18 protein-coding genes and 1 pseudogene are annotated in these 16,403 nt (G+C 69.5%); 9 read left to right on the forward strand and 10 right to left on the reverse strand.

Translation table 11 applies throughout. From position 1 onward, the window contains the following. Positions 1–18: 18 nt before the first annotated feature. From Ahu01nite_RS44160 to Ahu01nite_RS44170, 3 genes and pseudogenes are all read right to left on the reverse strand, one after another. A pseudogene (locus Ahu01nite_RS44160) lies at positions 19–402 on the reverse strand (SRPBCC family protein); the annotation flags it as partial. A 100-nt stretch (positions 403–502) separates the two neighbouring features. After that, positions 503–679 (reverse strand): hypothetical protein, encoded by a 177-nt coding sequence (locus tag Ahu01nite_RS44165; RefSeq protein ID WP_203842758.1) that lies wholly within the window; start codon positions 677–679, stop codon positions 503–505. Next, positions 669–1,745: an ROK family transcriptional regulator gene (locus Ahu01nite_RS44170; protein ID WP_203842759.1), complete on the reverse strand. Its 1,077-nt coding sequence runs from the start codon at positions 1,743–1,745 to the stop codon at positions 669–671. Before Ahu01nite_RS44170 ends, Ahu01nite_RS44165 begins: the two co-directional genes overlap by 11 nt. Before the next feature lie 92 nt (positions 1,746–1,837). Here Ahu01nite_RS44170 and Ahu01nite_RS44175 point away from each other — a divergent pair, with 92 nt between their 5' ends. The 3 genes from Ahu01nite_RS44175 to Ahu01nite_RS44185 are packed head-to-tail and all read left to right on the forward strand — an operon-like array spanning position 1,838 to position 5,085. Next, entirely contained in the window at positions 1,838–2,752 is a 915-nt protein-coding gene (locus tag Ahu01nite_RS44175; protein ID WP_203842760.1) for a carbohydrate ABC transporter permease, read from the forward strand. Between the two features lie 9 nt (positions 2,753–2,761). Further along, the gene (locus tag Ahu01nite_RS44180; RefSeq protein ID WP_239159632.1) at positions 2,762–3,715 is read left to right on the forward strand and encodes a carbohydrate ABC transporter permease; all 954 of its coding nucleotides are present in this window, start codon (positions 2,762–2,764) and stop codon (positions 3,713–3,715) included. Next, a complete protein-coding gene (locus tag Ahu01nite_RS44185) occupies positions 3,715–5,085 on the forward strand; it encodes an ABC transporter substrate-binding protein (protein WP_203842761.1) in 1,371 nt (456 codons plus the stop codon). Before Ahu01nite_RS44180 ends, Ahu01nite_RS44185 begins: the two co-directional genes overlap by 1 nt. Here Ahu01nite_RS44185 and Ahu01nite_RS44190 read toward each other — a convergent pair. Both Ahu01nite_RS44190 and Ahu01nite_RS44195 read right to left on the reverse strand, forming a co-directional pair. Further along, positions 5,069–5,269: a hypothetical protein gene (locus tag Ahu01nite_RS44190; RefSeq protein WP_203842762.1), complete on the reverse strand. Its 201-nt coding sequence runs from the start codon at positions 5,267–5,269 to the stop codon at positions 5,069–5,071. The two genes, Ahu01nite_RS44185 and Ahu01nite_RS44190, sit on opposite strands and share 17 nt — an antisense overlap. Before the next feature lie 52 nt (positions 5,270–5,321). Further along, entirely contained in the window at positions 5,322–5,786 is a 465-nt protein-coding gene (locus tag Ahu01nite_RS44195; protein WP_203842763.1) for an anthrone oxygenase family protein, read from the reverse strand. 81 nt (positions 5,787–5,867) lie between these two features. Here Ahu01nite_RS44195 and Ahu01nite_RS44200 point away from each other — a divergent pair, with 81 nt between their 5' ends. Continuing rightward, positions 5,868–6,797 (forward strand): AraC family transcriptional regulator, encoded by a 930-nt coding sequence (locus Ahu01nite_RS44200; protein ID WP_203842764.1) that lies wholly within the window; start codon positions 5,868–5,870, stop codon positions 6,795–6,797. A 58-nt stretch (positions 6,798–6,855) separates the two neighbouring features. Further along, positions 6,856–7,314, forward strand: coding sequence for a cupin domain-containing protein (locus Ahu01nite_RS44205; RefSeq protein ID WP_203842765.1), 459 nt, complete (start codon positions 6,856–6,858; stop codon positions 7,312–7,314). A gap of 17 nt (positions 7,315–7,331) precedes the next feature. On the opposite strand, the gene Ahu01nite_RS44210 is transcribed toward Ahu01nite_RS44205, so the two are convergent. Next, positions 7,332–7,592: a hypothetical protein gene (locus Ahu01nite_RS44210; RefSeq protein WP_203842766.1), complete on the reverse strand. Its 261-nt coding sequence runs from the start codon at positions 7,590–7,592 to the stop codon at positions 7,332–7,334. A gap of 78 nt (positions 7,593–7,670) precedes the next feature. Next, positions 7,671–9,092 carry a glycoside hydrolase family 43 protein gene (locus Ahu01nite_RS44215; RefSeq protein WP_203842767.1) on the reverse strand — a complete coding sequence of 474 codons (1,422 nt, stop codon included), beginning with the start codon at positions 9,090–9,092 and terminating at the stop codon, positions 7,671–7,673. Positions 9,093–9,205: 113 nt separating this feature from the next. On the opposite strand from Ahu01nite_RS44215, the gene Ahu01nite_RS44220 reads away from it, so the two are divergent. From Ahu01nite_RS44220 to Ahu01nite_RS44230, 3 genes are read left to right on the forward strand one after another with little or no spacing between them, the layout of a single operon-like run. Next, the gene (locus tag Ahu01nite_RS44220; RefSeq protein ID WP_203842768.1) at positions 9,206–9,760 is read left to right on the forward strand and encodes a hypothetical protein; all 555 of its coding nucleotides are present in this window, start codon (positions 9,206–9,208) and stop codon (positions 9,758–9,760) included. 10 nt (positions 9,761–9,770) lie between these two features. Next, complete coding sequence (locus Ahu01nite_RS44225) at positions 9,771–10,460, forward strand: response regulator transcription factor (RefSeq protein ID WP_203842769.1); 690 nt, start codon at positions 9,771–9,773, stop codon at positions 10,458–10,460. 5 nt (positions 10,461–10,465) lie between these two features. Continuing rightward, on the forward strand, positions 10,466–12,253 hold the full coding sequence (locus tag Ahu01nite_RS44230; RefSeq protein WP_239159633.1) for a sensor histidine kinase: 1,788 nt from the start codon (positions 10,466–10,468) through the stop codon (positions 12,251–12,253). Positions 12,254–12,262: 9 nt separating this feature from the next. On the opposite strand, the gene Ahu01nite_RS44235 is transcribed toward Ahu01nite_RS44230, so the two are convergent. Genes Ahu01nite_RS44235 through Ahu01nite_RS44245 form a run of 3 tightly spaced genes read right to left on the reverse strand, consistent with a single transcriptional unit; the run spans position 12,263 to position 15,270 of the window. Next, positions 12,263–12,796 carry a hypothetical protein gene (locus Ahu01nite_RS44235; RefSeq protein ID WP_203842771.1) on the reverse strand — a complete coding sequence of 178 codons (534 nt, stop codon included), beginning with the start codon at positions 12,794–12,796 and terminating at the stop codon, positions 12,263–12,265. Between the two features lie 24 nt (positions 12,797–12,820). Beyond that, positions 12,821–14,578, reverse strand: coding sequence for a sensor histidine kinase (locus Ahu01nite_RS44240; protein WP_203842772.1), 1,758 nt, complete (start codon positions 14,576–14,578; stop codon positions 12,821–12,823). Then, positions 14,578–15,270 carry a response regulator gene (locus tag Ahu01nite_RS44245; protein ID WP_239159634.1) on the reverse strand — a complete coding sequence of 231 codons (693 nt, stop codon included), beginning with the start codon at positions 15,268–15,270 and terminating at the stop codon, positions 14,578–14,580. Before Ahu01nite_RS44245 ends, Ahu01nite_RS44240 begins: the two co-directional genes overlap by 1 nt. A 101-nt stretch (positions 15,271–15,371) precedes the next feature. On the opposite strand from Ahu01nite_RS44245, the gene Ahu01nite_RS44250 reads away from it, so the two are divergent. Next, positions 15,372–16,319 (forward strand): endonuclease/exonuclease/phosphatase family protein, encoded by a 948-nt coding sequence (locus Ahu01nite_RS44250; protein ID WP_239159635.1) that lies wholly within the window; start codon positions 15,372–15,374, stop codon positions 16,317–16,319. Positions 16,320–16,403 lie beyond the last annotated feature (84 nt).

Raw genomic sequence — 16,403 nt, forward strand, 5'->3', positions numbered from 1 at the left:
GGGAGAGACGGCTAGTGCCTACGCACTACGTTCCGCGGTGTCCTTGAGCCGATGTACCCAGTCGTTCAGGCCGGCGTCGAGGTTTGCCTGGTTTCCGGGGATGTCGGCCTCGACGGGCGCCCCCGACCAGGACTCCTCGGTCGTGACGAGCACGCCGCCGCGTACCTTCTTGAAGGTCCACAGATGCACGCCGTCGATGCCGTTGACCGGGGCAGTCCAGGCGATGCAGCGTTGCGGGTCGACGGTCCGGACGGTCGACGTGACGTGCATGTTCTGCGGGGACCACCCGAACACCGACCCCGGGCGGAGCGGCCCCGGTGTCCGCTTGGCCGCAGGTGTGATCTCCGGGATCCAGGTGCTCCACCGGTCGACGGTCGTGTGCAGCTGCCAGATCCGCCGTGCGGGTGCGTCGACTCATCGAAATACCTCCACCTGTTGTACGTACGATCAACGCGGTTGATCATGGTTTGATCGCAGTTCGTGCCGCATCGGCAACGAGTGCCTATACGGTGTGCGGCCGGCCGGGCGCGGTGTGCTGGTGGCTCGTCGCGGACGCGTTCGCCCGCGCGGTGATCGCGAACGTGGCCGCCGGGATCAGCGGGCAGGCTACGGCGAGGCGGGCCGCCACCAGGGCCGCGAGGACGAAGAGCCAGCGGCATAGGCAGCATTCACAGGGCACCCAGGACGTGTTGTACGCCCGCCACGGCCGCGCCGCGCGCCCAGTCGGTGAAGGTCAGCGTGGCCGTGGTGATGTCGAGGGTGCAGCGTTGCGTCTCGTCGGGGCCTGGGCGGAGCCGGTCGGCGACCGCGGCGGTCATCGCGGGGTTCGCGGCGATCTCGGCGACGTCCTCGCCGGCGAGCACGATCCGGGTGGTCTGCAGCGCGCCGGCGAAGGTGGCGGCCAGGTTTCCGAGGGCCAGGGCGGAGTCCTCGAGAGCGACCCGCGGGCGGTGTGAGGCGTCGGCGCGGTCGAGGTAGGCCGCCACGCATCCGGCGTGCCCGAGTCCGCAGCGTGGGCCGTTGCTGTTCAGGGGCGAGTGGGCGAGCAGGTGGCCGTTGTCGATGAGTTCCTCGACGACGATGCCTTCGCGGACGACGCCGAAGCCCAGGCCCGCGCCGACGGTGATCAGGCCGAACGTGGAGTGGGTGCGGCCGGCGCCGAACCAGAGTTGCTCGCGGGCCAGCGCCGTGACGTCGTTGGTGACGATGACCGGCAGGCCGGTGTCCCGGCGCAGGGGGGTGGCGAGGTCGACGTCGCGCCAGCCCAGAAACGTTCCTTCGCGGACGATCGCGCGGTTCACGACCACGCCGCCGAGCGATACGGCGATGCCGTCGACGGACGGCACCTTCCGGGCGAGTCTGCGGACCAGCCGGGCGACGGCCCTGATGACCGCGGCGACGGGTACGAGGCCGTCCGCTCCCCGCGCCGGCAGGGTCGCCTTCGCCGTGGTGAGGACCTCGCCGAACATGTCGCACGCGACGCCGTACGCCATATCGGCAGTGAGTTTGCAGCCCACGACGTGCCGCGCCCCCGGGACCGCGGACAGGATCTGACGCGGGCGCCCGATCGTGAAGTCCGGTTCGGCGTCCTGGGTGACGAGCCCGCCGTCGGTCAGCGAGCGGGCCAGCCGCGACATCGACGCGTACGACAGCTGGAGCCGGTCGCCGAGGACAGCGCGTGTCGTCGGCCCGTGCACCAGCAGGTGGCGGGTCACGGCGAGCTCGGAGGCGGACAGCGCGGCCATGCATCAAGGGTAAATAGTGACCCTTGTCACTAGATCGATGTCGGTTTATTTTCAATCTGGTTAAAAGTAAGGACCGCTCACGAGGAGGATCCATGGCCCTGAGCGCGACGACACGGCCGGACAGCACCCGGCCCGCCAAGAAACGTGACGACACCCGGCTGGCGCTGCTGTTCATCGCACCCGCTCTGATCGGGTTCCTGGTCTTCATGGTGTGGCCGACCCTGCGTGGCATCTATCTGAGCTTCACGAAGTTCAACCTGCTCACGCCGCCGGAGTTCAACGGGCTGGACAACTACGTGCGGATGGTCCAGGACCCGGTGTTCTGGAACTCGATGCGGGTGACCGTCTACTACGTCTTCGTCAACATCGTCCTGCAGACCGCGATCGCGCTGGTGATCGCGGTGATGATGCAACGGCTCACGAGGCGGACCTGGTTACGCGGTGCTGTGCTCACGCCGTACCTGGTGTCCAATGTTGTCGCTGCCATGGTCTTTCTCTGGATCCTGGACTACCAGCTCGGCATCGGGAACACCGTGATCGCCGCCCTCGGCCTGGACCGGATCCCGTTCCTGTCCTCCGACGCCTGGGTGATCCCGACCATCGCCGCGATCAACGTCTGGCGCCACGTCGGCTACACCGCCCTGCTGATCTTCGCGGGCCTGCAGACCATTCCCGAGACGATGTACGAGGCGGGCCGCATGGACGGCGCCAGCGAACCCCGGATGTTCCGCAGCATCACCGTCCCGCTGCTGCGACCCGTGCTCGGGCTCGTCCTGATCATCACGGTCGTCGGCTCGTTCCAGGTGTTCGACACCGTCGCCATCGCCACACGGGGCGGGCCGGTCGACTCCTCGCGGGTGCTGCAGTACTACATCTACGACGTCGCTTTCGGCCGCTTCCAGTTCGGCTACGCCTCCGCCATGTCCGTGGCTCTGCTGCTCGTCCTCGTGATCATCACGTTCGTCCAGTACCGGGTCACCCGGGCCGACTCCTCCGACCTGAACTGAGGATCACCCATGGCTATCGACACCGCTCCCCCGGCAACCATTGTCGGGCCCACACCTCCCGCGCGTACGGTCGATCCGCCTGAACCTCAACGGTTCGGCATCGGCCGCGCTTTCGCCTGGGCCTTCATGGTCCTGGTCATCACCGCCAGCCTGTTCCCCTTCTACTGGATGCTGCGCACCGCGCTGTCCAGCAACAACGCCCTCTACGCCGGCTCCGACAGCCTGCTGCCCGTCCAGCCGTCGTGGGGCGGCTTCGAACGGGTCTTCGGGCTGCAGAGCGGTCAGGAGGCGATCGACGCCGGGGGCGCCGGCCAGCCGATCAACTTCTGGCGCTACCTGTTCAACTCCGTCGTGGTGTCCACCCTGGTCACCGTCGGCCAGGTGTTCTTCTCGGCGATGGCGGCGTACGCGTTCGCGCGGCTGGAATGGAAGCACCGCGAGAAGTGGTTCGCCTTCTTCCTCGGCGGCCTGATGATCCCCGCGATCTTCACCCTGCTCCCGAACTTCGTCCTGATCAAACAGCTCGGCCTGGTCGACACCCTGCTCGGGATCGCCCTGCCGAGCATGCTGATGACCCCGTTCGCGGTCTTCTTCCTGCGCCAGTTCTTCCTCGGCATCTCCAAGGAGGTCGAGGAAGCGGCCCTGATCGACGGCGCGTCGAAGGTACGGGTCTTCTTCCGGCTCATCCTGCCGATGTCCACCGCCCCGATCGCGACGCTGGCCATCCTCACCTACATCTCCGTCTGGAACGAATACTTCTGGGCGCTGATGGTCAGCTACACCGACAAGTCGCGCGTGCTCACCGTCGCGCTCGGCGTCTTCAAGTCGCAGACCCCGCAGACCGGGCCGGACTGGGCGGGGCTGATGGCGGCCACGCTGGTCGCCGCCCTGCCGATGCTGCTGCTGTTCATGGTCTTCGCCAAACGCATCGTCAACTCCATCGGCTTCAGCGGGATCAAGTGATGACACGCAGACTCCTGGCCGCAGCGGCCGCCCTGACCCTGACCCTGCTCACCGCGTGCGGCGGCGCCGGAACCGGCGGCCGCGACGGCACCATCGAATACTGGCTCTGGGACTCGGGCCAGCAACCCGGCTACCAGAAATGCGCCGATGCCTTCCAGCACCAGAATCCAGGCCTGCGGATCAACATCTCCCAGTACGGCTGGGACTCCTACTGGTCCAAACTGACCTCCGGCTTCATCGCAGACACGGCCCCGGATGTCTTCACCGACCACCTCGCGCGGTTCGCCCAGTACGTCGACCTCAAGGTGCTCCGGCCCCTCGACGACCTCGGCCCCACCAGCGACATCCAGGACGGCGATTATCAGCAGGGCCTCGCCGAGCTGTGGAAGGGCCAGGACGGCAAGCGGTACGGCGCCCCGAAGGACTGGGACACCGTCGCGCTCTTCTACGACAAGGCCGCCCTCACCGCCGCCGGCGTCGACCCGGCGCAACTGCAGAACCTCTCCTGGAACCCGCAGGACGGCGGCACGTTCGAGAAACTCGTCGCGCACCTGACCATCGACAGCAACGGCGTCCGCGGCGACGAACCCGGCTTCGACAAGACCCGCGTCAAGACCCACGGCCTGGCCTCCGAGGGTGCCGGCGGCGGTGGCTGGGGTCAGACCCAGTGGTCGGCCTTCGCCGCCAGCGCCGGCTGGCAGGTCACCGACAAGAACCCGTGGGGCACCCACTTCAACCTGGACCAGCCGGCCCTGCAGGACACCCTGACCTGGTACTTCGGCCTGAAGGACAAGGGCTACCTCCCCACGTACGCCGAGATCGGCGGCAGCAACTCCATCGGCACCGACAAGCAGATCCAATCCGGCATCGCCGCCATGGGCATCAGCGGCTCCTGGATGATCTCGACGTTCAGCAAACTCACCGACGCGAACGGCAATAAACTCGACATTGCCATCGCCCCGACCCCGATCGGCCCCACCGGCAAACGAGCCTCCATGTTCAACGGCCTCGCCGACTCGGTCACCACCCTGTCGAAGCAGCCGGAGAACGCCGCGAAGTGGGTGAAGTTCATGTCCGGCGAGCAGTGCCAGGACCTCATCGGCCAGTCCGGCGTCGTCTTCCCCGCCCGCCCCAGGGCCACCGACCTCGCCATCGCCTACAACAAAACCGAACGCCAGCTCGACGTCACCCCCTTCACCAACCAGGTCCGCGACAAGACCACGTTCCTGTTCCCGGTGACCACCAACGCCGCCGACATCACGGCCCTGCTCCAACCCCGCCTCGACGCGGTCTACATCGGCAGCAAACCCGTCAGCTCCCTCACCGGCCTCAACAACCAGCTCAACGACCTCTTCAAGGTCGCCCAGTAGAAGCGCGGGCGGAGCGTTCGAGGTGCTCACGGAGGAAGGCGTTGTCCGCGCCGGCGGGGCGTACCCATTGCTGTGCTTCTGCGGGCGTCTGGAGGGGCAGTTGCAGGTAGGAGGCGTGCCGGCCGCCGGTGTGGATGACGCGCGTGCCGGTGCCGGTGCCGGCGTACTCTCGGATCCCGGGCATCGGAGTGCCCAGCAGGGCTGTGATCTTCGCGAGGTGCGGACCGCGCCTGTCTCTAATGCCGGCGGATCGCGCCGATCAGCAACACCGCGCAGCCCGCCAGGCAGAGGACAGTCCGGGCGTGGTTGGCCGGTTCCCAGGCGGACAGGAAGCGCGACCAGGTGACCGTGCCGGATTCCAGGCGGTCGTTCAGGGGCACGTTGAGCGCGATGGTCACGCCGAGTGCGCCGACGATGGTCAGGGCCGCGCCGGTCAGTAACCACGCGGCTCCCGGCGCCGGCCAGGTGGCGAGGGCGCGGACGATCGTGGCCAGGCACAGCGCCGAGATGCCGAACAACGCGATCATGAGCGGTGGACGCTGTGCGGTGACGTTGATCGAGCGCATGGCGGCCGCGCCGTCCGAGGCGGGCAGGCGCTGCAGGCCGCTCATGACGAAGGCGGAGAACGCGAAGAACACTCCGGCGAGCAGCCCGCTGCCGATGGTGGTCACGGCGGTGAGGACGTCCCAGGTACGAGTCATGCCTCCATGGCACCGCAGCCCGGTACGCCGAGCCATGCGGCAGCCCCGCGACCGCATACGCGAGCGTCTACGCTGGGCCGCATGGATCCGCTGGGCGGCCTGCTCAACCCGCGGGCGCGGGGGGCGTTCCTCCTGCGCTCGCTGCTGTCCGAGCCGTGGTCGATGCGGATCGAGGACGAGGCGCCGCTGACCCTGGTGGCGGTCGTCCGGGGCTCGGCCCACATCGAGGCGGGCCCGGCGACGGCACAGATCGCGCCGGGGGACGTGGCGATCGTGCGGGGACCCGAACCGTACACCGTGGCCGGTTCTGCCGGGAGAAAACCTCAGGTCACGATCGGGCCGGATCAGGTCTGCCGGCCGATCCCCGGCGTGACCGGTGCCCCGGCGATGGGACCGCTCGGGCTGCGGTCGTGGGGCAACGATCCGGACGGCGCCACGATGCTGCTGACCGGCACGTACCACTCCCCCGCCGAGATCAGCCGGTCGCTGCTTGCGGCGCTGCCCGCCCTGGTCGTGCTGCGGCCCGGCGAGTGGGACTCCGGGCTGATCCGGCACGTCATCCACGAGGTCGACCGGGACGCCCCCGGCCAGGACGTCATCCTGGACCGGCTGCTCGACCTCATCCTGATCACCGCCGTCCGCACCTGGCTGGCCCGGCCCGAGGCGCACCCGCCCCGCTGGTACACAGCCCAGGAGGATCCGCTCGTCGGCACCGCGCTCACCTGCATCCACGCCCGGCCGGAACACCCCTGGACCGTTGCCGCCCTGGCCGCGGAGGCACGCTGCTCCCGCGCGGCGATGGCGCGGCGGTTCACCGAGCTCGTGGGCGTGCCACCGATGACGTACCTGACCGAGTGGCGGCTGTCGTGCGCCGCCGATCTACTCACGCACAGCGACGCGACGCTGGAGACGATCGCGCGCGAGGTCGGGTACGCCAGCCCGTTCGCCCTCAGCGCTGCCTTCAAACGGGTCCGCGGGGTATCGCCGAGCACCCTGCGTACACGTGCATGATCCGTTTGAGTCTTTTGACTGAAGCCTTGCGCCGCCGGGGCTCCTAGCGTTCCCGGACATGACCACTCTGCCCGAAACCGCCAAGCCCTTCTGGTTCCTCGGTGGACAGGCCCGCGTGCTCGTGCCCGGCACGGCCACCGGCAGCGCCCTGTCCGTCATGGAGTTCAGCGACTCCGCCGGCCACGCGCCGCCCCTGCACATCCACGAGGACGAGGAGGAGGTCTGGATCGTCCTCGACGGGAAGATCACTTTCTTCGTCGGCGACCAGAAGTTCGACCTCGAGCCCGGACAGGTGGCGTACGGCCCCCGCGGCGTCGCGCACAGCTATCTCGTCCGCAGCACGACCGCCCGGCTGGCCGCCGTCTTCGCCCCCGGCAACGTCGAGGAATGGTTCACCGCCAACGGCTCACCGGTCTCCAGCGTCGACGAGGCCCCGCCCGCGTTCGACATCGGCGCGATCCTGGCCTCCGCCGACGCCTTCCACGTCCGGGTCGCCGGTCCCCCGCCCACCGAATAAGGCCGGAGAAAACGCGGTCAGAGCAGCGTGCCGACCTCGAGGCCGGCCGCGGCCGCCCCGAGCGTCAGGACGCAGACCAGGACGGCGAACCGGATCCGGTGCCGGCGGGCCAGGCGACGGCTGGCCGCGACGATGGCGTCCGTTTTCGCCTCGTCCGGCCCGCCGGCCGCCGTGCCGACCGTCTCGAAGTGCTCACGTAACGCTTCCAGCACCCAGCCGTAGCTCTCAACAGGGACGGGTTGCCGCTGGAGGGCGCTGCGGCACCGAAATGACTTCACACCCTTATAGACGATTATGAGCGCGAAAGTGTTGCACGCTGTCCGGGTTCTGTTCCGCTGAGTGGTTTCACCGGGGGCTCAGCTCGTCCAGATCTCGGCGCGGTCGATGCTGATGTTCGCGGCGGTGGAGGCGGCGTTCTTCTCACCGGTGACGCGGACGCGCACGGTGTGCGTACCGTAAGCGAGCTTGGGGGAAAGGTAGTTGACGTTCTCCCCGACGCGGATCGCGCCGTAGAAGTCGACGCGCTGCTCGGCGCCGCCGTCGACGCTGATCGCGGCGATGCCGTTGCCCACGTCGCGTACCGAGAGCAGGGCGGCCTGGGTGCCGGTGAACGTGAAGGTCGCCGTCGCACCGGTCGCCGCGGTCCAGTGGTCGTCACCCCAGAAGCACTGCGCGGCGCAGGCGGTGCCGGAATTCCAGGTCCCCGCGTACGCGAGAGAGCCCGCACCGCTGCTCCGGCCGTCATCGTTGATCCAGCCGGTCGACGGTCCCGGGTCACCCGACGGCAGGTCCTGGGTGGCGCCCAGCGCGAGCGGCTCGCCCAGGTTCGGGCTGCCGTCGGTGTTCCAGCCGATGCGCTGCACCCGGGTGGTGCGGTTGTCGTACGTGAAGACACTCGTGGTCTTGGCGTGGTAGACGATCCAGTCCTGGGTGCCGTCGGGGCTGGTGAAGAACCCGTGGTGCCCGGGGCCGAAGACGCCGTGCGCGTCGGAACGGGCGAACACGGCTCCGCTGCGCTGCGCCCAGTTGGCCGGGACGAGCGGGTCGGCGGTGCTCGCGATGCTCAGCTGCCACAGCTGGTAGTCGGGCTTGCCGGTGTCGCACGTCGAGTAGGTCATCCAGGTACGGCCGTTGCGGTAGAGGAACTCCGGCGCCTCCCGGACCTCGGGGCAGCCACCGGCGGCGTTCAGCGCGACCGCGTTGCCGGACACCGTCCAGGGGTTCGACAGGGGGGCGACGTTGATGCCGTTGTGCTGGTAGGTGTTCGTCCCCGCCCACGCCAGGTAGAGCTTGCCGTTGTGCTGCATCAGGGACGGGTCGATCGCGAACACGTCACGGTTCGGCGGCACCAGACGGGCCTTGAAATGATACGGGCCGAGCGGGTTGTCGGCGTCGGATTCCAGCACGAACAACCGGTGGTTCTCGTCGACGCCGTTGTCCGCCGTGTAGTAGAGGTACCAGCGGGTGCCGACCCGGTAGAACTCCGGCGCCCACACGTCGCGGTTGCGGGACGTGTCGGTGTCGCGCCACAGCTCGACCGCCGGGGCGTTCAGCAGCCCCGCGACGCTCGGTGAGCGCCGCATCGTGATCGAGTCGCCCTTCGTCATCGTCAGGTAGTAGTTGCCGTTGAAGTACGTCATGAACGGATCGGGTCCGGTGCCGACCGGGTTGCGAAAAGTGCCGGTGGCGGCCTGTGCGGGAGCGGCGGACGAGAGCATCAGGGCGAGCACGGCGACAAGCACCGGCCACAGCGCTCTCCGGGCGACAGACGGGGTCATGGGGGAACCTCCATCGAAGGGGGACGATGCCTGACCCTACGGCCGTGCTCACAGCTTCCTCATAACCGTTCGCGATCCTTGCCCCGGATTACGGATGAGCGAGGGAGAAACGGGTGTTCAGGACGTCTGCACGGCTCGGTCTGGTAGCGGTGATCGCGGTACTCGGCGTCACGGGATGCAGTCAGGGCAAACCGGAGGCGGAGAAACCACGCGTGGCGACCCTCATCCCGCCGTCGGCGAGCGCGGCCCCGTCGGCGTCCGCGGCGCCCGAGCGGCCCCGGCAACGGCTGGACGACACCGAGGCCGACTACCAGGCGCTCGTCAAGCCGTACCAGAAATGCATGAAGGCCCAAGGTTTCGCCGACCAGAAGTCGGGTGCGAGCTGGGCGGAGGGAGACGACGTCCCGGAGGAGCTGCGGAAGGCGCAGGACGCCTGCAAGAACTTCTGGCCGCTCCCGCCGTGGGAGATGGACGACGCGAATCCGGAGGCCAAGGACTTCGCGCGGGACACGGTCAAGTGCCTCAAGGCCAAGGGCGTCAAGTACGTCGAGGTTGCCGACGACGGCATCGGCATCTCGTCCGGCGGTAAGGACAACGACTCCCGCTCCATCGCCCTGACCGGGGAATACCTTGATGCCTGCCAGCGCGAAGTCGCCGCAAAAAAGTAGAGTTCCCGTCATGGGCGCATTCGTGCTGGTCGCGGAGGACGACGTACGCCAGGCCGAGATCCTGCGCCGCTATCTCGAGGCCGACGGGCACCGGGCCATGGTCGTGCACGACGGCCGGGCGGCGCTGGACGAGGTCCGGGCCCGCCGGCCCGAGCTGGTCGTGCTGGACGTGATGATGCCGAAGCTCGACGGGCTCGACGTGTGCCGCATCCTGCGCGAGGAGTCCGACGTGCCGGTCCTGATGCTCACCGCCCGCTCGAGCGAGGACGACCTCGTGCTCGGGCTCGAGCTCGGCGCCGACGACTACCTCACGAAGCCGTACAGCCCGAGGGAGCTCATGGCCCGGGTCCGGACCCTGCTGCGCCGCACGCAGCGGGCCCCGAACCCCGCCGGCGTCATCCGGGCGGGCCGGCTCGCCGTCGACCCGCACCGGCACGAGGTGACCGTCGCCGGGGTGCGGGTCGAGTGCACGCCGGACGAGTTCGCGATCCTCGCCGCGATGGCCGGGCAGCCCGACCGGGTCTTCACCCGTGGCCAGCTGCTCGAACACACCAGCGGCCTGGACCGCGAATCCATGGAACGGGCCATCGACGTACACGTGATGAACCTGCGCCGCAAGATCGAGGAGAACCCGCGGCGACCGGCCCAGCTGCTGACCGTCTACGGCATCGGCTACAAGCTGACCGGCGGCGCGAGTTGACCCGGGTGCCCCTGCACCGCAGCCTGATCGTGCGGCTGCTCGCCACCTCGATCCTGGTGGCGATCTGCGCGACCGTGACGACCGCCTGGCTCGTGGTCCAATCGACCACGCGGGCCGTCCGTCAGGAGCAGGGCCGGTCGCTGACGGACGACACCAGCGTCTACGACACGCTGCTCGGCTATGCGGCGTCCCATAAGGACTGGTCGGAGGTCGGTCCCGTCGTCGCCGGACGCGCCCGCGCCCTCGGCCGCCGGATCACCCTCACGACCACGCAGGACCGGCAGATCATCGCCGACTCCGCCCCGGGGCCGTCGCTGGCCGATGCCCGGCCGTCGGCGACCGTCGACCCGCTGCACCTCGACGGGAAACTGACCGGCGGCACGCAGACCATCGACCCGCGCGCGGCCGGGCCGTACAAACTGACCTCCACCGAGCGCCGGACGCTGCGGGCCGCCGCGGACAAGCAGGTCTCCTGTCTCACCAAGGCGGGGATCGCCGCCGAGATCTCTGTCGCGGCGAACGGCCGGCCGACTGTCCGGCAACCCGGCACCACCACCGCGATCACCTATCCGGACTGCCCGGCGGGCCCGGACCTCGACGAGCCGACAAAGACCGAGGAACCGGCCCTCGACCAGCTCACCACGATGACCCTTGCGTGCCTGGGCACCAACAACTACCGGGCGAAGATCTATATAGGTCCGGACTTCACGTCCATGTTCGGCGAAAGCGAGAAGACCCCCAGCGTCGCCCGCGCGAAACAGGTCCGGGCCTGCGTGGTGGAGTCGCGGCAGGCCCAGCTCAAGCCGTACGTCGCGCCCGCGGCCCTCCTCTTCGTGACCGACCCGGCCGCCGGCACCACCCAGCCGACGTTCAACCTGTCGCGCGCCAACCTGACCCGCATCGCCGCGGTGACCGGTGCCGTCCTGCTGCTGGCGATCCTGATCACCGTGCTGGTCGGTGCGCGCCTGGTCCGGCCACTGCGCACGCTCACCGAGGCGGCGCGGCGCCCGGTCGAGGACCAGGCCCGAGTGCCGGTCACCACCAACGACGAGATCGGTTACCTGGCGACCGCGCTCAACGACCTGGCGCGGCGCCGGGAACAGACCGAACAGCAGCGCAGGGCGATGGTCAGCGACGTGGCGCACGAGTTGCGTACGCCGCTGACGAACATGCGTACCTGGCTGGAAGCCGCGCAGGACGGCCTGGCGCCCACCGACCCGCAGCTGCTCGCCCTGCTGCTGGAGGAAACGGCGTTGCTGCAGCACGTCATCGACGACCTGCGCGACCTGGCCGCCGCCGACGCGGACACCCTGCGCATCCACCCCGAGCCCACCTACATCAACGACGCCCTCGACCAGGTCGTCGAGGCCCACCGCGGCGCCACCGGGGTCCGGCTCACCCTCGCATGCGACGGCGACCCCGAAGTGATCGTCGACCCCGTCCGCCTGCGCCAGCTCGTCGGCAACCTGGTCTCCAACGCCGTCCGGCACACCCCGCCCGGCGGCTCGGTCACCGTCCGTTCCCGGGTCACCGGCGGCCGGCTCACCATCTCCGTCGCCGACACCGGCGTCGGCATCGCCCCGGACGACCTGCCCAAAGTCTTCGACCGGTTCTGGCGCGCGGACGGCTCCCGCAGCAGGCACACCGGCGGCAGCGGCCTCGGCCTGGCCATCGCCCGCAAACTCACCGAAGCCCACGGCGGCACCATCTCGGCCACCAGCACCGTCGGCGCAGGCTCGACCTTCACCGTGACCATGCCCGTCACGCTGCCCGTCTCACCTGCGCCGGTCTGACTCGACGCATCAGTCCGTGAAGGCCTTCCGGCGGCACTCCTGAATCTTGGGCGACCCGAAGTCCCCGTCCGGGCCGATCTCGGCGAGGCCGAACTGGGCGGTGTCCGGGTCGGGCACCGTCAGTTTGTAGCCCGCGGCCTTGGCGCACAGGTACCACTCGCGCTGGTTGTCCTTGAAGGCCACCAGGTCGGTGCGCTTCTGGTGCTCGTCGAACGCCTCGGGCTGCAGGGGCAGGCAGGTGGCGAGCGCGGCTCTGCCCTTCGCGTCGTCGGCGATGATTCCGCCCTTTGCGATCAGGGTCTCCGCGCTGCTTTCGTACTCGGGACCGCCGTTCGTGACCATGCAGCCGGCCCAGGGCGCGGCCATGGACAGTTTGTCGTCCTCGGTGGCGTCGAAAGCGAACACCGGCCGTGCGGCGGCGCTCGAGGATGGCGCCGGTGCGGAGCGCAAGGTGGCGACGGAGGGTGTTTCCGTGGTCCCGCCGGAACAGCCGGAGAGAACGCAGGCGAGACCGGCGGCCATGATGGCGAAGCGATAAGACATGGGCGGGACTGTCACACAGCAATGTCAGGACATTTTTAGGCTCACGGTGAACGTGGTTCCCACGCCGGGAGCACTCTCGACGGTGATGGTGCCGCCGTGGGCCCCGGCGATCTGGCGGGCGATCGACAGGCCGAGCCCGCTGCCTCCGGTGCTGCGGCTACGGGACTCGTCGGCACGCCAGAACCGGTCGAAGACCTTCGGCAGGTCGGCGGCGGCGATGCCCGTCCCCGTGTCGGCGACCTCGATGGTGAGCCGCCCGTCCAGGACCCGGGAGCGGACGGTGACGGAGCCTCCGGGTGGGGTGTGCCGGACGGCGTTGGAGACCAGGTTGCCGACGAGCTGGCGCAGGCGGACAGGGTCGACCATCACCTCCGGGTCGCCCTCGCACTCAAGGGCCAGCGGGACCGGGGCAGCGCCGCGGTGGGCCTCGACGACCTGCTCCAGGGCGTCGTTCACGAACGTGGGCTCCGGGTGGACGCGCAGGGTACCGGCGTCCGCGGCGGCCAGGTCGCGCAGGTCGTCGACGATGTGCTGCAGTTGCGCGGTCTCGTCGTGCAGCAACGTGAGCAGCGGCTCGTCCACCGTGGCCAGTCCGTCGCGGACGGCCTCCAGCCAGGTACGGATGTTGGTCAACGGGTTGCGCAGCTCGTGCGCCACATCGCTGACCATGGCCTGCCGCAGCTGCTCCGACCGCTCGCGACGCTCGGCCAGCTCGTTGAGCGCGGCGGCCAGATAGCCGATCTCGTCACGCCGGCCCACCGGGACCCGCGGATGGTCGCCCGGCCGGTGGGCGGCTTCGGTCAGTGCCCGCAGCGGCCGGGTGAGTCGGCGACCGACGGTGACGGTCAGCAGCCCGACGAACAAAAGCACCCCGGCGGTGGCGGTCCCGGTCCGCAGGACGTTGTCCCGGGAGAGCGGGAAGACCACCTGGGCGGTGGGATCAACAGGATCGGTGACGAACAGCAGGGCGGCCGGAGCGACGTACGGCTCGAGCTGCGTACGCCTCGCCTGGTCCAGACAGCCGGCAGCCCGCGCCGTCCGGGCCGCACTGGGCTGTTCCGTGGCCGGGTCGACGATGGCGAGCACCAGATCGGGGGTCAGCCACACCCGGTCGACATCCGTCTCGCCCGCACAGGCAGCGACGAGTTCGCGCAACACGGTCAGCGGCTGTTGCTCGGTGCGGGTCGCCGCGGGGACGAGCTCGCACGGACTGTCCTGCTTGCCGAGATCGGTGACGACCACCTTCGGGCGCCCGTACGGCCCGGTGACGACCTCGCCCTCACCGCCGAAGCGGCGCAGGCACTCCAGAGATCGGGCCAGGTCGGCACGGATCTGCCGCTGTTCGGCCGGCGAGAGCTTGAAAGGGCCGACAAGCCGGGGATCAATGCGATCGGTACGCCCGGAGAGCCCGAGATCCACCGCGAGCGGGTCGATCGTCGCGGACGGCCGCGCGGACGCCAGCGACGGCCCGGCCATCGAGTCGGCGATGACCCGCCGGTCTTCGCTCATGAGGGTGATGCGCCTGTTGAGCTTCGTGGCGCGCGCGGTGATCAGCGGCTGCACGCCGGACCAGCCGGGATGCGTCGCGGCATACCCGAGCAGTTCGTCGTAGACGCTCTTGTCGTCGCTCAGTGACTGCCCGATCTGCTGCTTGATGGTCCGCGACGTGAGCTGCGACGCGATCCAGGAGGTGGCCAGCACAGCGACGGCGGCGATCGCCAGGGAGGCCACCAGCAGCCGGACCGTCAGGCTGCGGTGCATCGGTACGCGGGGGGCGTACATCAGAGGCTTGTGGCAGTGAGTTTGTAGCCGACGCCATAGACGGTGAGTAACCGGGACGGCCGCCGGGGGTTGGGCTCGATCTTGCGCCGCAGGTTGAGCACGTGCACATCGATGCTGCGCTCCACCGAGTCACGCTCCACACCGTTGGTGTGCTTGAGCAGCTGGCCGCGCGTGAAGACCCGGTCGGGCGACCCGGCCATCGCGGCGAGGATCGCGAACTCCCCCGGCGTACATTCCACCGGTTCTTCGCCGATCCGCACCTCATGGCGGGCCAGATCGACGGTGACCGCCCCGACGCGCAGCGTGGTCACACCGGCACCTGTCTGCCCCGCACTGCGCCGGAGCAGCGCCCGGACCCGGGCCAGCAACTCCCGGGGGCTGTACGGCTTGGTCAGATAGTCGTCCGCCCCGCCCCGGAACCCGGCCAGCAGATCATTCTCGCCGGACCGGGCGGTGAGCATCAGGATGGGGATCCCCGATTCCTCCCGCAGGATCCGGCACAGGCTCAGCCCGTCCAGCCCCGGCAACATCAGATCGAGCACCAGCAGATCCGGTGGCCGCCGCCGCGCCTGCGTCAGCGCGACCCGCCCGTCGTGCACCACGACCGCGTCATGGCCGTCGGCGCCCAGATACCGCCGCATGACCTCGGCCTGGGCGGGATCATCCTCGGCGACCAGCAGGTACGCACACACGCGACGACTATAGGTGCCGTCGATCATCGCGCCCGGAAAGCTAACAGGATCCTAAAGAACTGACCGCGATGCCACGCGTATCGCCCTTGTATCGTCGGAGCGTGCCGCTGCCCCGTGTCCGACTTCGCCGGGGCCGGGCCGTCGTCGCTCTCGTCGCCCTCGCGGTGCTCATCAGCGGGGACCGTGCGCCCGCCCGGCGTGCACCTGTCCAGACTCCGGCCCCACGGCTGGCGACCGCTCTGGATGCGCTGGCCGGCCCGGCTTCCGCCGGCGACCTGGACGTCATGACCTTCAATCTCAGGTACGCGAGCAGCGCCACCCCCAACTCCTGGGCGCAACGGCGACCGGTGGTGCGTACCGTGCTGACAACCGAGAAGCCCGACCTGATCGGCACCCAGGAAGGCCTCGCCCACCAGTTACGCGATGTCGCCGCCGACCTGGGCGACACCTACCGCTACATCGGTACGGGCCGGGAGGGCGGCAACCGCGGCGAGCACATGGCGATCTTCTACGACGCGACCCGCCTGGCACCCCTGGAGACCGGGAATTTCTGGCTCTCCGGATCGCCCCGGACACCGGGCTCCGTCGGCTGGGACGCCCGCCAGCCCCGGATGGCCACCTGGGTGCTCTTCGCCGACTCCACGACCGGCCGCCGCTTCTACGCCGTCAACACCCACCTGGACAACCGGGGCACGGAAGCCCGCCGCCACGGCGCCGAGCTCATCAGGCAGACCCTCGCCGCGTTCGGCCCACTCCCGATCGTGCTGACCGGCGACTTCAACTCCGCCGCGGAACCGGGCAGCCCGGCGTACGCCATCCTGGCCTCCCCCACCGCCTACGACGACACCTGGACCACAGCACCCCGGCGCGGCCCGGCCTACGCCACGATCCACAACTACCAGCCCCTGATCCCCGGCGGCGAACGCGACGACTGGATCCTCTGCACCCCGGGCACCACCGTGCTGGCCACGCTGATGAACACCTACCGTGACGCCTTCCAGTACCCGAGCGACCACCTCCCGGTGGAAGCCCGCCTGCGTCTACCCTGAGCGGCGTCTAGGGGGATTCGCCTATCAGATGTACCCGGTCGCCGGTTCGCCGGCGGCTGAGCTGTGAGGATGAAGCCCGTGGCG

This window comes from Winogradskya humida (assembly GCF_016862215.1).
Taxonomy (GTDB): Bacteria; Actinomycetota; Actinomycetes; order Mycobacteriales; family Micromonosporaceae; genus Actinoplanes; species Actinoplanes humidus.